Source organism: Priestia sp. YIM B13552, from assembly GCF_042787775.1.
Classification (GTDB): Bacteria; Bacillota; Bacilli; order Bacillales; family Bacillaceae_H; genus Priestia; species Priestia megaterium_E.
The window spans coordinates 745,814-761,189 of sequence record NZ_JBHZOU010000001.1 but is presented as its reverse complement, the minus strand read 5'-3'; the positions used below and the strand labels follow the sequence as shown (position 1 = coordinate 761,189).

Here is a 15,376-nt window from a genome sequence, read left to right as displayed (position 1 = left end):
TTAAAATGCGTTAGACAGTACATGAAAATGGGGGAACAAGATGAGAAAGTTAACGGCATTTGCTTTAGTACTAAGCATACTGCTGTTTCAATTCACGCCGCTTGCTAGCGTGAAAGCTGAAACGGTAGAACCAGTTGTGTCTGTAAAATTAGTAAACTATTTAGGAGATCATCATGCAATTACAATTAAGCCGTCTTATTTATACACTATTAAAAACTCGGATTTGGTCTTAAAAGCAAATACAGAGTATACGGTAACAGCAACAACTCAAGGTGTCACTCTAAAACAAGGAAGCACTGTATTAGGTGATTTTACAAGCTTTGAAATTACACCGTCTCTTTATAAAAATCCCATATCTATTAACGGCAGACAGTACTTAGGAGACGTTGCGTTTACAAATGAAAAAGGAACGTACGTCAGACCTATTAATACGCTGCCGATTGAAGACTATTTAAAAGGCGTTGTGCCAAATGAAGTCTATACATCTTGGAATCTGCAAGCTTTAAAAACTCAGGCAGTAGCAGCGAGAACATACGCAATGAGCTATGCAGGAAAAGTAATCAATGACACGGTAAGCTATCAAGTATACGGTGGCTATACGTGGTACGACAGCACAAACAAAGCAGTAGATGAGACATTCGGACAAGTAGTCACCTACAACAATAAATTAATCAACGCCGTTTTCTCATCAAGCAACGGGGGAAGAACCGAATCAAACAGCAACGCCTGGGGAGGAACTCAGCTTTCTTATTTCCCGGTGAAAGAAGATCCATACGATAAGCAGACGCCGTGGACGTTAGCTGTTCAAAAAACGCAAATTGATTTAACCGGAAAAGATTTAGCTAACTATAGCGCTTGGTGGAATACGGTTTCTGAAAAAGATAAAACCGTTACGGATAATTTGAAGTCATGGTTAGTAGCCAATAAGCATCCTGGTAAAACGATTAAAATTACCTCTATTCCAAAGGTGAGTTTTTATGCTCCTTCATCAGGAGGACGTGTGACTAAAGGTGCGATTACAGTGGACTACCTTGTTAAAGGAGATGTAGACAGTGCGCAAAAACTAGTGGTTCATCATTTGGAATTAACGGATTTAACATCGACGAAGCTAAAATCGATGTTAAACAGCCGTGCGATGCTTAGCCTGCTTGTAACGGAAACAAATGAAACAAGCACATCAACAACTTTTAATGGCAAAGGAAATGGCCACGGTGTTGGAATGAGTCAATACGGTGCTCAAAAAATGGCAAGCCTAGGAAAAGACTATCGTGAAATTTTAGATTTTTATTATCCAACAACTACTCTTTTAAGTTTTTATACAACAAAATATCCGCGAAAAGAGCAGGAGCAAGAACCACCGAAAGATACGGTTGCGCCTGATGCACCTTCAGTTAATGCACTAGGAGACAACGAAACATCGCTTACGGGCGTGACAGAACCAAATGCTTCTGTTATTGCAAAAGTGGAAAATGAAGTAATTGGAACGGGTCTTGCTGACGAAGCTGGAAAATTTGCAATTACGATTGCCAAGCAGCCAGCAGATACAAAAGTATCGGTGACGTCTAAAGATGCAGCTGAAAATGAAAGCACGGCCACAGTAGTGACCGTAACGGATCAAACGCCGCCTTCTGTTCCAATTGTAAATGAAGTAAGTGACCAAGATACGACCGTAACAGGCGTAACAGAAGCAAACGCTGCCGTGACGGTAAAAGCGGGGGACGCAACGTTCTCTGCAGTAGCGGATGGTAACGGTACATTTACTGTTTCAATTCCAGTACAAATAGGTGGAACAACAATAGCGGTAAGTGCAAAAGATAAAGCAGGAAACGAAAGCCAAGCGCCTTCTTTTGCGGTTAAATCTACGTTAAAAGCACCGCTTGCACCAAAAGTAAATGAAGTAAGTGATCAAGACACAATGCTTAAAGGAACGGCTGAAGCAAATGCGACGGTCATCGTTAAAAACGGAAGTCTTCAGCTTGCAGCAGGCAATGCAGATGCCAAAGGAAATTACAGCATCTCAATTGTGAAACAAAAAGCGGGAAGCACGCTGTCTGTAACGGCTCAAAATGCAGGTGGAACAAGTTCAGCCACTGCGGTAACCGTACAGGATAAAACGGCACCAGCTGCGCCAAAAGTAAACGCAGTAAGTGATCAAGATACAAAAGTTACAGGTACAGCAGAAGCAAATGCGACGGTTACTGTAAAAGTCGGAACAACAACCGTGGGAACGGCTAAAGCAGGTGCAAATGGAGCGTTTTCTGTTGCCATTTCTCTGCAAAAAGCGAATACAAAGCTAAGCTTACAAGCAAAAGATGCAGCAGGAAATAGCAGTACTGTATCGACTATAACCGTTACGGCAAAGCCAAAAGCTCCGGTCAAACCAACAGTTAATGAAGTGAGTGATCGAAGTACAGCCGTTACGGGTACCACAGAAGCAAATGCGGCGGTTATCATTAAAAACGGAAGTCTTCAGCTTGCAGCTGGTAAAGCAGATGCTAAAGGAAATTACAGCATCTCGATTGCGAAACAAAAAGCAGGAAGCAAACTGTCTGTAACGGCTGGAAACGCAGCGGGCGTAAGTCCAGTTGTAACGGTAACCGTGCAGGATAAAACAGCACCCGTTACACCAAAAGTGAACGCTGTAAGCAATCAAGATACAGTCGTAACGGGAAGCACAGAAGCAGGCGCGGAAGTGCATGTGAAAATTGATAAAAAAGTAATTGGCAAAGGAAATGCCAAATCGGATGGAACGTTCAGCATCACCATTCCAAAGCAGCCTGCTGCTACAAAATTAGCTGTTATTGCAAAAGATGCAGCTAATAACTACAGCTCCAATGCGTTTGTAACGGTTAGTGCCTTACAGACAAAACCAGCGCTTCCAACCGTTAATACGCTTACTGAAAAAAGTACAGCAGTAACGGGAACAGGAGAAAAAAATGCGTCTATTTATATTAAAGTAGGCGGAAAAATTATTGCGAGTGGGAAAATTGATGGAAACGGCAAGTTCAGCGTGAAAATTCCTGCTCAAAAAGCAGGAACAGAAGTAACAGCCGTTTTGCAAAATAAAGTAGGATACAGCCCGTATAAAATTGTAAAAGTACAAGACACAACGCCGCCGGCACCTCCGGCGGTTGATGCTGTTACGTCTTTGTCCACATTTATCTCGGGAAAAACAGAAGCAAATGCTGTGATTACGATTAAAAATGGTACAAAGCTGATCGCATCAGGCAAAGCAGATAGCAAAGGGCAGTTTAAAGTCACTATTCCAAAACAAACACCAGGCGTAAAACTGGCTGTGACGGCAAAAGATGCAGCCAATAACTACAGCTCCAACACGTTTGTAACGGTTAGTGCCGCGCAGACAAAACCAGCGCTTCCAACCGTTAATACGCTTACTGAAAAAAGTACAGCGGTAACGGGAACAGGAGAAAAAAATGCGTCTATTTATATTAAAGCAGGCGGAAAGATTATTGCGAGCGGAAAAATTGATGGAAACGGCAAGTTCAGCGTAAAAATTCCTGCTCAAAAAGCAGGAACAGAAGTAACGGCCGTGCTGCAAAATAAAGTAGGATACAGTCCGTACAAAATTGTAAAAGTGCAAGACACAACGCCGCCGGCACCTCCGGCAGTGAATACCGTTACGTCTTTGTCCACCTTTATCTCTGGAAAAACAGAAGCGAATGCCGTGATTACGATTAAAAGCGGTACAAAGCTGATCGCATCAGGCAAAGCAGATAGCAAAGGGCAGTTTAAAGTAACTATTCCAAAACAAAAGGCAGGCGTAAAGCTGGCTGTGACGGCAAAAGATGCCGCTGGAAATACAAGTTCAGCAGTCAATATAAACGTTAAATAAAAACAAAAAAGAATTCTCTGCGGAGGATTCTTTTTTTAGTGATTTTTAAGTGGGATAGCAGGTTACTAAAAAGTTACCTTAGAACTTTGAAGTGCCTAACTTACTTTAAAGTGGGTTCTATCTTTTTCTTTTTTTCTGTTTCATAATAACAAATGTAAAGAAATTAGCAGGGGGTTTTTTATAATGAGTAATCATTTGCAAGATACAGTAACACTTCACAACGGAGTCAAAATGCCTTGGCTTGGACTAGGTGTATTTAAAGTAGAAGAAGGGCCTGAATTAGTGAACGCGGTGAAAACAGCTATCGTCAAAGGCTATCGCAGCATTGATACGGCAGCTATTTATGGAAATGAAGAAGGTGTAGGAGAAGGAATTCGCCAAGGTCTGAAAGAAGCAGGTCTTTCACGCGAAGACATTTTTGTTACATCAAAAGTTTGGAACGCAGATTTAGGCTATGAAGAGACGCTGGCTGCTTACGAAACAAGCTTACAAAAGCTTGGCTTAGAATATTTAGATCTATACTTAATTCACTGGCCGGTAGAAGGTAAGTATAAAGCAGCGTGGAAAGCATTAGAAACGCTTTATAAAGAAGAAAAAGTAAGAGCCGTGGGCGTAAGTAATTTTCAAATTCATCATTTAGAAGACTTAATGAAAGATACAGACGTTAAGCCTGTTATTAACCAAGTGGAGTATCATCCTCGTTTGACGCAAAAAGAGCTGCATGCTTTTTGTCAAAAGCATGATATTCAGCTAGAAGCATGGTCTCCTCTTATGCAAGGAGAATTGCTAGATAACGATGTGTTAAAAGAAATTGCTGAAAAACACGGTAAATCAGTTGCTCAAATTATTCTGCGATGGGATCTGCAAAACGGAGTTGTAACGATTCCAAAATCGACAAAAGAACATCGTATTGTTGAAAATTCATCGTTATATGATTTTGAATTGGATGCTGAAGATGTAAGTAAAATTAATGAATTAAACCAAAATCACCGAGTAGGTCCAGATCCGGACAACTTTGATTTTTAATAGAAGAACTAAGAAGCTGGGAGAAAAGTATTTTAGCCCAAGTGCAAAACGAACCATTGATCAACTAGTTTGATGAGTGGTTCGTTTTTTTTGTTATGGTGAATACAGCTTCATCTGTTTTGTCCCTTCTAGCAGTTGATTGAAGGGCAAGGCGAAGACTCCTGCGGGAAAAGCGGGACAGATGAGACCCCGAAGGAGTCAAGCGGCGAGGAGGCTCAGCGCCCGCCCGCGGAAAGCGAAGCCTGGCACGGAAATCAACTGCGGTGTCATAAGCGGTTCAGCTCATGTATCTCATTTGTTCGTCTTTAGGCTGGATTCATTTAGTTATGTCCCGGCCTCTTTTTATGCGTTATTACATAAATTTAACATTTTCTTCACAGTAAGCTAAAGGACGGGCCGTATGATAAAGAAAGGTCGTGAAAGATAGAGAAATCATTTCATATTTAAGTGTAAAATAGGCGGTGTAACGATGACAAAACAAGCTTACTCTCACATACAATGTAAAAAAACATCAATGATTGATTTATTGCTGGATGCAGGGGTTTATAAAAAAGGAAATAAGCAGTTATATGAGCTTACGCTTCAAGAGCTAGAAACAGAATACGAAGCTATTTCACAACAGCGCATATCCCGATGAAATTTTGATACATTGCTAGAATTTGTTATAATAGAGGAAAGGATAGGAGTTGATTTATATCGAAAAGCACCCGACAGACTCGCAGCCCATCCGTATGGATATCCTCGATTCTATATTTGCTAAAATGGTATTAAATAAGGCTATCCGAGATTTTAGAAGAGATCAAATTTTACGTGAAGTCGATCAAACATTAGAAGAAAGAAACAAAGAGAAATTTTTTCAATTAATTGAAGAATTAAAATCAATTTCGTAAAAGGCGTTTGCGCGATAGAATTTGATTTTATCATTTTAGCATATAAAAACAGGTAAGAAGCGGCATGCTTAGTTACCTGTTTTTTTGTTGTCTTATTGCAAACGAAGGCCTTACATAAGAAATGAACCTTATCACTGAACAGACAAAAAGAGCAAGTCTAATGTACTCACTCTTTTCAGAAAGGTATGGGTGTTACTGAGAAAATGAATGTCACTCTCTAAATGTTGCGTGTGGGGTTTAGAAAGTTCTATGCAACTGCATATTTTCTAATTCATTCGCTCTATGTATTGTTAAAGTAACAATATAACCATATCTTATCACATGAACGAAATTCGATTCAATATATTTATTGATTTTCTTTTTAAATTGTTCTAAATAATTAGTGAATGTAAAAAAATGTTTTTATTGGGTGAATGTGTATCTATAAAAAAACATTAGAAAAATATAGTGGGTTTTTATAGGAGACATTTGTTTATTTCTGACGGACTGTAAGCTTCAAAAGAGTACAATCCGTCCTGTAAATCAGTATTAAGAAAAAATGAGCTGAACCCAGTAGAATAGGAGGAAAAGCGTAACGATGGTGGTAAGCGGGATAACGATAAGTGATACTTTTAAATAATCTTTCCATTTTACCTTGATATGATTTTCTTTTAAAATATGCATCCAAATAAGAGAAGCCAGTGTTCCAATTGGCAATAAAAGCGAGCCCATATCACTTCCAATAATATTAGCAAGGTAAATAGTTTTAAGAGTAATAGGATCGAGCCCCATTTCAGTCAAGGTAATGGTTCCGACCATTAAAGCAGGGTGATTGTTAAACAAGTTAGAGAGAATGGAAACAAGTCCTCCCATGATAAAGCTTGCTTCAAAAAGCCCTCGATTCACAATTGGTTCGCAAATTTTTACAAGTAGATCTGTCAATCCTACGTTATGCAATCCGTAAATAATAACGTACATTGAAAATGCAAAAACGAAAATGTGCCACGGCGTTTTCTTTAAAATATCAATTGGGTTTGTACGTAAGTGATACCATCTCCAAATAAGCAAGATCAATGAGCCCAGTACAGCAACCAATTCGATTGGTATGCCGAAATAAGAGGCGACAAATAGGAGACAGCGCATAACAAACACAAATAATAAAACTTTCAGCATAAATTGTGTGCGTTTACGTTTTGTTTCAACAGAAATGCTTCCTTTTAAGGGGTGAAACTGTTTCGTAAAGAAACTCTCTTCTATATCTTTTGAAGCATGCGGCAGTTTTTTTGGCAAATGGCGTTTTACGACCGTATACATGAGCCAAGACATAAATAATAAACCAAGTGTCGCCGGTACAAACATCATCGCTGTGTGCATATAAAGCGACATATGAACAATTTTTAAGGCAATCAAATTGACAATATTACTTACACCTATAGGCGCGCTGGAAGCGGTAGCAATAAGCGCTCCACTTAAAAGGTAGGGGATCTGCTGGTGGGGTTTTAGCTGAAGGTTTTTCAAAAGTAGAATTAAAATTGGAGTGGTAATTAAAATACTGCCGTCATTATTAAATAGTAAAGTCATTAAAAAGCAAAGCAGTTGGATGTACCAATATAATCGGTACCCTGAGCCTTTGGATAAACTCACTAGCCGTGCAGCTGCCCAGTGGAAGAATCCGAAGCTTTCTAATATGACGGCCATGACAATGGTGGCAATAATGGTGATAGAAGCGCCGCTTATCTTTCCGAAAATATCAACAATGTCTGATTTGGATACAATGCCTGTAAGCAGGATAATGGCTGCTCCTATGGATGCCGGCCATGCTTCATTGATGCCGTTTGGCCTCCAAAAAATGACGAGCATTGTCATTGTAAACACGAAAATGGCAATTCCAATTTCAATATTCATCAGTATGCTCCTTTCTTCTAAAATTTGTAATGAATATACCCTTGCATGTCCCTTACACTCTATTTATATTCATTTATTACTAGAAGGATTGTGCATAAGACCATTTTTACTAATATGTTTGTTTATCTTGCCAAGGCACGTGTCATATTGGGAGAGACGCCTATGAAAAAGAGGCTGGGACATAACTAAATCTATCCAATCTAAAGAAAAATCAATTGGATAAAGGAGCTGGTAGGCATTGCTTTTTAAAACGCTGTTGATTTTCATGCCAGACTTTGCTTTCTGCTTGTCCCGCAGGCGTCTTCGTCTTGCACAGATAAAAGCCGCTATATACATGAAACCTACGCTCGCCATATCAATAAAAAAATCCGAACTATTCATCGTTCGGATCTTCCTTTAACTAACATACTTTTGCTCCAGTCTGTTTAAGATTAGCAAGTATAGATTTTTTCGTGTAAAGTTAGCGCTTGTATCTGATCGTGATCAGGTTCGTAGCCGATGCCTGGTGTATCAGGAACGGAAATAATCCCGTTGTCGACCGTGATTTCCGGATGAACGATATCACGCGGCCAGTATTTAGAGGATGCGGCTGTATCTCCGGGAAGCGTAAAATTGGCAAGTGTGGTAATGGCAATATTATGTGCTCGTCCGATACCGGATTCCAGCATACCGCCGCACCATACGGGCACACCGTGAGTTTGACAAAGGTCATGAATTTTTTTTGCTTCTGTTAGTCCGCCTACTCGTCCAATTTTAATGTTAATAATTTGTGTGCTTCCAAGTTTAATAGCTTTTCGAACGTCTTCAGCTGAATGAATACTTTCATCTAAGCAAATGGGCGTGCGCATGCGGACCTGCAGTTCAGCATGATCAATTAAATCATCATGAGCCAACGGCTGTTCAATCATCATTAAATCAAACTCATCAAGCTGAGCAAGGTGATCAGCATCTGCAAGCGTATAAGCAGAGTTCGCATCAACCATCAGGGGAATAGAAGGGAACTCGTTTCGAACTGCGCGCGTCAAGTTAAGATCCCAGCCCGGCTTAATTTTAATTTTGATGCGCTTATATCCTTCATTCAAGCCGGCTGCAATTTTGCGAAGCGTTTCGTCAATAGTAGGCTGAATGCCAACGCTGAGACCAACTTCAATTTGACTTTTACTGCCTCCTAGCGCTTTAGATAGAGAGAGGTTTTGCCTGCGCGCATACAAATCCCAAACTGCGCCTTCTAACGCCGCTTTTGCCATGTAATTGCCTCGGATATGAGCAAAGCGTTGAGATACTTCGTCAGGGTGCTGAATTTCTTTCTGTTGAAGCAAAGGAATTAAAAAATCCTCCATAATGTGCCAGTTTGTTTTGAGCGTTTCTTCTTTATAAAAAGGATCGGCGCACGCTACGGATTCAGCCCAGCCGGATCGTCCGTCTTCGTCTTGAATTTCTACTAAAATAAAGTCTCGATCCACTTCTTTCCCAAGGCTTGTGGTAAAAGGGTGAAGTAAATCCATTTTTAAATGCCGTAAAATGACGTGTTTTATGTTCATTTTTGCACCTCTTTTTTCGTTAAAATATAAAAATGAACGGGTGCGCTGCTTTCTGGATACTTCATGAAGTCTGTTACTTGGAATCCTTTTGCAAAACACGTTTGAAATACGCGTCTTGTTCGCATACGCCAGTCCAATGCAAGAGAAGGAGAGACTTCTTTCATTTGCTGAAAAGCAGACGGAATAGCTACAGACACGATGTCATGATCCAACCATTTTTCATCAATATCTGTAACAGAAGGGAACCCTTCATCCGTTAACGTCCATTGAATGAGCGATGCGTCCATTATTTGATCTGGCGTATAAAGAAGCTGAGCTCGTTTTGTATCTTCTGCGGATGCCCATTCTACAACGAATCGATCAGAAGGCAAGTCAGCATTTAACGGATCATTCATGTCTCCGTAGCAGTTTTCAATATAGGTAGAACAAACGGCTCCAAGCTTTCCAATATTTAAATACCCGTTGGCGCTTTCTAGAGGATCATACGTCCAGCTGATATATGAATAACCCTTTTTTTTACTTTCCTGGCGCTGCGCATGCTTAAGTTTGGCACCGATACCCATGCTGCGATAGGCAGGGTCAACTGCTAATATATGAGAACATAAATAGACGCACGTTCCGTCAAACCCTGGAAAACTATATTGAAAGCCAATCAGCTTTTCATCTAGAAACGCACCAAGAACAAGACCTCCGTTTTTAACAGCGGTCAAGGTTTGATGAACGGGCGTGGCTTCTTCTTCTCCCCAGACGCGGCTTTCTAATGCGCGTACGTCTTCTAGTTCAGTGGTTGTTGTGAGTGAACGAATCGTTAAGGCTTCAGTCATATTTTTACTTCCTTTCTTTTTATCATCTATTCTAAAAAGATGCCTTGCTCGGCATAGAGCTTTTCCAAGTGTTCTTGTCGTTTTCCAGCCGTTTTTTCATCTCTTTTTTGCATGCTGCTAATGACAATTTGAGATAGGGCAAGAAGCGATAAAATATGTTCGGTTGTTCCGGCTAAAAGCGTGATATCAGCGATTTGACCTACCGGAGACAAACGGCGGTCTGTAATGGCAATTACTTTCGCTCCTTGTTTTTTAGCCTGCTGAGCTACTTCAAGCGCTTCTTTTGTATAGCGCGGCAGTGAAAATACAACAACAGCAGACTCACTAGTAAGATTGCATAGCGTTTCAAGCAAAAATCCAGTTGGAAAAGATAAAAGAACATGATTGCGAAGCTGATTCATTTTATAATACAGCCAGTAGGCTGCCGTATGAGATTCGCGGAAACCCGCAATATACACTTGATCACTTTTGATAAGCGCCTCTACAGCTTGAGATAATTCTTTTTCGTCAACTGGAGAGAGCCATTCATCGAAGATTTTCTTTTCTTCCGCTGCAGAATCAGCTGCAGGTTTGCTAGCTGCTTCTTTTGATTCGGCAGAAGAAAGCCATTCTTTTCGCATTAGCTCCTGCAAATCGGAAAAACCATTTAATCCAAGTGCGTAAGCTAGACGAATAACGGTTGTTTCACTGACACCTGCTTCTTTGCCGATTTGCCCGGCCGTGTACAGCGAGCCTTTTTCCGTAAAATTGACGAGAAACTCCGCCACTTTTTTTTGACCGCGAGAAAGGTCAGGAAATTTATGTTTAATTAATTCTTGAAATGATGGATTCATATAGCCTCCTAAAAAAAGAAGTTATAACTTCATAAAAATATATTAATGCATTTTTAACTTCATTTCAATTGCTGTTTCAAAATAAAAAGAAGTCCTCGTGATATAATAAATTGATTATTCAAAAATAAATGCCGTTATTCAAAAACGAATTGTATTTTATTCAAAAATGAATAGAAAGCAGGGAGCATACATGAATTCAGAATGGAATGAAAATCAGTGGATCCTTCATTCATTAAAAGATGATTTGCTTGTCACGGATGAAAAAGGCATCATTGTCCGAATACATGAAGGAACGGGAAACATTTACGATGTAAAAGCTGAAAAACTGTTGGGGAAGTCTGTTTATGAACTTGAAAAACAAGGACTGTTTACGCCAATCGTCACGCCAATTGTGCTTGAAACAAAGAAGAAAATTACGCTTGTACAAACAACTAAACAAGGCAAGCAGGTACTCGTTACGGGCATTCCTGTCAAAGATGAAAAAGGAGAGATTAAAAGAATCGTCAGCTATTCTCATGATGTGACGGAGCTTATGGAAATGAAAACATATCTTGATGCGATGGAAGGCGAAATGCAGCGCGTAAAGAGCGAGCTTATGCTGCTGCGGAACCAAAATCTATCAACAGAAGGAATTGTGTGCAACAGCGAAAAGATGCAGCACGTTCTTCGTACGGCTGTTCACGTTTCGAATGTAGACGTAAATATTTTACTTTTAGGGCAGTCAGGAGTAGGAAAAACGCACTTAGCTAAGCTGATACATAACAAAAGTACAAGAAGCAAAGGGCCGTTTATTGAAGTGAACTGCGGGGCGATTCCAGATCATTTATTTGAGGCCGAACTGTTTGGCTATGAAGCGGGTGCTTTTACCGGTGCATCTAAAAATGGGAAGGTGGGACTGGTCGAATTAGCAGATGGAGGTACGCTTTTTTTAGATGAAGTCGGAGAACTGTCACCGGCGCATCAAGTGAAAATTTTAAAGCTCATTCAAGAAAAACAGTTTTATTCCGTTGGCGGAAGAAAGCCTAAAACCGTGGACTTCCGCTTAATTGCAGCGACGAACAAAGATTTAGAAAAAGCCGTTGCTGAAAAAGAATTTCGAGAAGATTTATATTTTCGTTTAAGCGTCGTACCGATTACCATTCCATCTTTGAACGAGCGCCCTGAAGATATTTTTCCGCTGCTCACACATTTTGTCGAGCAGTTTGAAAAGAAATACAACCGAAAAAGAACGTTTGATAATGCGGTTATTCACGCACTGCTTTCCCACGAGTGGAAAGGGAACGTACGAGAGTTAATTAATGTGATTGAACACGCTGTGGTTGTATCTTCGCAAACGCTGATTACAATGGAGCATTTGCCGCATTCTCTGCATAGAAAAAAACGGATTCAAAACGTTGAAGAACATGGGGAAATGAAGCTTAATGACGCGTTAAACGAGCTGGAAAAAGAGATATTAGTAAAAGCAAAAAAACAGTATAAAACGACAACAGAAATAGGGGAAGCACTTGGAATCAGTCAGCCTTCAGTTGTTAGAAAATTAAAAAAACATTCCGTTTTTTAACGTCTTTGGCACGCTCTTTGCATGTAAAACAAGTACAAACACATTACTTGATAGATTGCGAGGAGGAAGTCAGATGACGCAGGCATCACTTACACAGTTAATGAACAGTTTACCCGATTTACTAGCACCAAGCATGGCGAAAGATCATCCTAATTTACCCGTGGTAAAAGCAGAAGGCTGCTACTACTACGGAGCTGACGGAAAAACGTATTTAGATTTTACATCAGGTATTGCAACAGCGAATACAGGTCATCGTCACCCTAAAGTTGTACAAGCGATCAAAGAAAGCGTTGACCATCTTATGCACGGCCCGTCGGGTGTGATTATGTACGAATCTATTTTACAGCTTGCCGAAGAATTAAAAACAGTATTGCCAAGAGGGTTGGACTGCTTTTTCTTTGCTAACAGCGGAACCGAAGCAATTGAAGGAGCGTTAAAACTGGCAAAGTACGTTACGCAAAGACCTTATACGGTTTCGTTTATGGGCTGCTTTCACGGCCGTTCTCTCGGAGCGCTTAGTGTGACAACATCAAAAAGCAAATACCGGAAATTTCTTCAGCCATCGGGCTTAACGTATCAAGTGCCTTATGCAGACGCGACTCAGTGTCCAAAAGGAGAAGATCCGGAAATCTACTGCGTGGAAAAGCTGGAAAGAGATTTTGCCACTTTGTTTAAGCATCAAGTAACGCCGGAAGAAGTAGCATGCATGATTGTAGAGCCGGTTCTTGGAGAAGGCGGCTACGTGATCCCTCCGAAAGCGTGGCTGCAAAAAATAAGAGAAGTGTGTGACAGACACGGCATTCTGCTTATTTTTGACGAAGTGCAAACCGGCTTTGGACGGACCGGCGAGTGGTTTGCAGCTCAAACGTTTGACGTGACGCCTGACATTATGGCAATCGCAAAAGGCATAGCATCAGGACTTCCGTTAAGTGCGACCGTAGCTTCCAAACAGTTAATGGAAAAGTGGCCGATTGGTACACACGGAACAACTTTTGGAGGCAATCCTATTGCTTGTTCAGCAGCACTTGCGACTCTGGACGTATTAAAAGAAGAAAAGCTGATTGAAAACTCAAAAGCAATGGGGAAATATGCAGCGGATCAGCTTCAGCATGTAAAAGCGAAGCATGAAGTGATCGGAAGCATTCGTTCAGTAGGACTAATGATTGGAATTGAAATTATTAATCCGAAAACAAAGCAAGGTGACGGAAATCTTCTTCTTGAGATCCTAGACAAATGTTTGGAAAAAGGGGTGCTGTTTTACCTTTGCGGAAATAGCGGAGAAGTGATTCGAATGATTCCTCCTTTAACGATTACAAAAGAAGAAATTGATGCCGGGCTTCGGGTATTAGATGAAGCATTGACAGAAATCACAAGTCTTCACGTGATCTAAAGCTTTAGGAAGCTCTTTGTTTCCATGAAAGATAGATTGACCCACAATAAGGAGGAATCTGTTATGAACGGACTGGATATGACGGTTATGTTTGTCTATTTTGGCGTATTGGTTGTAGCTGGTATTATTGGCTCGTTAAAAGCAAAGTCATCAGAAGATTTTATTTTAGCGGGACGAAACTTAGGGATGTTCATGTATTTAGGGTGTTTGTCTGCCGTTATTTTAGGCGGAGCGTCGACGATTGGAACGGCTCAGCTTGGCTATGAGCACGGGCTGTCTGGCATTTGGTTTGTGACGATGATTGGACTTGGGATCATTACGCTTGGCACGATTTTTATTAAGCGGATTTCGTCGTTGAAAGTGACGACTATCAGCGAACTGCTAGGAAAAAGATATAACGCTCAAGCGCAAATTATCAGCGCCGTTGTTGCAGCTATTTATACACTCATGGTATCAGTCACTCAAGTGATTGGGATGGGAACGATCATTCATGCGCTGCTCGGATGGAGTATGACGGCATCGATGTTAATTGGCGGTTCGATTGTTTTGTTCTATACGATTTTAGGCGGAATGTGGAGCGTAACGGTTACTGATATTATTCAATTTGTTGTGATGACGGTGGCGATTTTTGGATTTATGCTTCCAATGAGTGTATCAGAAGCAGGAGGTTTCAAAGCCCTTGCCGGAGATTTGCCATCATCTTATTTTGATTTTTCATCCATTGGATACGGTCAAATCTTTCAGTATTTCCTCTTGTATACGCTTGGTATGGCAGTATCTCAAGATATTTGGCAGCGGGTATTTACGGCGCGAACAGAAAAAATTGCCCGAAACGGCTCCATTTTTGCAGGCGTGTACAGCATTGCCTACGCGATTGCCGGAAGTGTAATTGGAATGTGTGCATATTTGCTGCTGCCAAACGCAGAAAGCAGTCAAAGCATTTTTGCGACGCTTGCGATTCAAATTCTGCCTCAAGGGTTATTAGGTCTCGTGCTGGCAGGCGTTTGTTCGGCGCTGATGTCAACTGCTTCAGGAACACTGCTTGCGTCTTCTACGCTGATTAGTAATGATATTATTAAAAAAGTGTGGCTTAAAAATATTTCAGAGAAAAATTATTTAATTTTAACCCGCGTGAATACACTTATTGTTGGTGTGCTTGCTATTATCTTTGCTCTTTGGATTCAAGACGTGCTTGTTGCTTTAGATGTTGCGTATGCCATTTTATCAGGAGCGATTTTTGTTCCATTTGTTGTGTCGCTGTTTTGGAAAGACATTCATCCAAAAGCAGGAGTTTCAGCGATTGTTGTCAGTACGCTAGTAGTACTTGGAGGTCTATTGATTGAAGGACTTTCTTCTACCACGCCAATCCTATACGGAATTTCAAGCAGCATCATTGTAATGGCTGGATTTGCGGTTATGGCTCGAAACAAAGAACTGTCTGATCAAGAAAAGGTTCAAGAAGATATGTGAATAAGGGGGTAAAAAGCTTCTCATAGTAAAGTGAGAAGCTTTTTAGCATTTTGTATGCATAAGTATAGACAACAAACGGCAAGGAGGAGTACACTAGACGCTCA

General features: G+C 40.7%; 12 protein-coding genes and 1 pseudogene. 8 read left to right on the top strand and 5 right to left on the bottom strand.

The features are described 5' to 3' along the window. The first annotated feature begins 40 nt into the window (after positions 1-40). The 5 genes and pseudogenes from ACFX40_RS03730 (at position 41) to ACFX40_RS03710 (ending at position 5,769) form a co-directional block, all read left to right on the top strand. A complete protein-coding gene (locus tag ACFX40_RS03730; protein WP_377254213.1) occupies positions 41-3,853 on the top strand; it encodes an Ig-like domain-containing protein in 3,813 nt (1,270 codons plus the stop codon). A 183-nt stretch (positions 3,854-4,036) separates the two neighbouring features. Beyond that, a complete protein-coding gene (locus tag ACFX40_RS03725; protein WP_082178425.1) occupies positions 4,037-4,879 on the top strand; it encodes an aldo/keto reductase in 843 nt (280 codons plus the stop codon). Between the two features lie 135 nt (positions 4,880-5,014). Next, a pseudogene (locus ACFX40_RS03720) lies at positions 5,015-5,262 on the top strand (hypothetical protein). 86 nt (positions 5,263-5,348) lie between these two features. Further along, the gene (locus ACFX40_RS03715; RefSeq protein WP_013055774.1) at positions 5,349-5,516 is read left to right on the top strand and encodes a Fur-regulated basic protein FbpA; all 168 of its coding nucleotides are present in this window, start codon (positions 5,349-5,351) and stop codon (positions 5,514-5,516) included. A gap of 49 nt (positions 5,517-5,565) precedes the next feature. Continuing rightward, entirely contained in the window at positions 5,566-5,769 is a 204-nt protein-coding gene (locus ACFX40_RS03710; protein WP_016766443.1) for an IDEAL domain-containing protein, read from the top strand. Positions 5,770-6,297: 528 nt separating this feature from the next. Here ACFX40_RS03710 and ACFX40_RS03705 read toward each other — a convergent pair. From ACFX40_RS03705 to ACFX40_RS03685, 5 genes are all read right to left on the bottom strand, one after another. Then, positions 6,298-7,653 (bottom strand): arsenic transporter, encoded by a 1,356-nt coding sequence (locus ACFX40_RS03705; protein WP_025749607.1) that lies wholly within the window; start codon positions 7,651-7,653, stop codon positions 6,298-6,300. Positions 7,654-7,722: 69 nt separating this feature from the next. Continuing rightward, positions 7,723-8,034, bottom strand: a complete 312-nt coding sequence (locus ACFX40_RS03700) for a hypothetical protein (RefSeq protein WP_377254210.1) — start codon at positions 8,032-8,034, stop codon at positions 7,723-7,725. A gap of 50 nt (positions 8,035-8,084) precedes the next feature. After that, positions 8,085-9,194: an o-succinylbenzoate synthase gene (gene menC / locus ACFX40_RS03695; protein ID WP_377254207.1), complete on the bottom strand. Its 1,110-nt coding sequence runs from the start codon at positions 9,192-9,194 to the stop codon at positions 8,085-8,087. Continuing rightward, positions 9,191-10,018, bottom strand: a complete 828-nt coding sequence (locus tag ACFX40_RS03690; protein ID WP_377254204.1) for a GNAT family N-acetyltransferase — start codon at positions 10,016-10,018, stop codon at positions 9,191-9,193. The genes menC and ACFX40_RS03690 overlap by 4 nt, the downstream gene beginning before the upstream one ends. 26 nt (positions 10,019-10,044) lie before the next feature. Further along, positions 10,045-10,851, bottom strand: coding sequence for a MurR/RpiR family transcriptional regulator (locus ACFX40_RS03685; protein WP_114324372.1), 807 nt, complete (start codon positions 10,849-10,851; stop codon positions 10,045-10,047). 190 nt (positions 10,852-11,041) lie between these two features. Between ACFX40_RS03685 and ACFX40_RS03680 the strand changes: the two genes are divergently transcribed. The 3 genes from ACFX40_RS03680 to ACFX40_RS03670 all read left to right on the top strand — a co-directional run bounded on the left by ACFX40_RS03680 (position 11,042) and on the right by ACFX40_RS03670 (position 15,272). Beyond that, complete coding sequence (locus ACFX40_RS03680; RefSeq protein WP_098433511.1) at positions 11,042-12,412, top strand: sigma-54 interaction domain-containing protein; 1,371 nt, start codon at positions 11,042-11,044, stop codon at positions 12,410-12,412. Between the two features lie 73 nt (positions 12,413-12,485). After that, the gene (locus ACFX40_RS03675; RefSeq protein WP_377254201.1) at positions 12,486-13,802 is read left to right on the top strand and encodes an aspartate aminotransferase family protein; all 1,317 of its coding nucleotides are present in this window, start codon (positions 12,486-12,488) and stop codon (positions 13,800-13,802) included. Positions 13,803-13,865: 63 nt separating this feature from the next. Continuing rightward, entirely contained in the window at positions 13,866-15,272 is a 1,407-nt protein-coding gene (locus ACFX40_RS03670) for a sodium:solute symporter family protein (protein WP_176526458.1), read from the top strand. Positions 15,273-15,376: the final 104 nt, after the last annotated feature.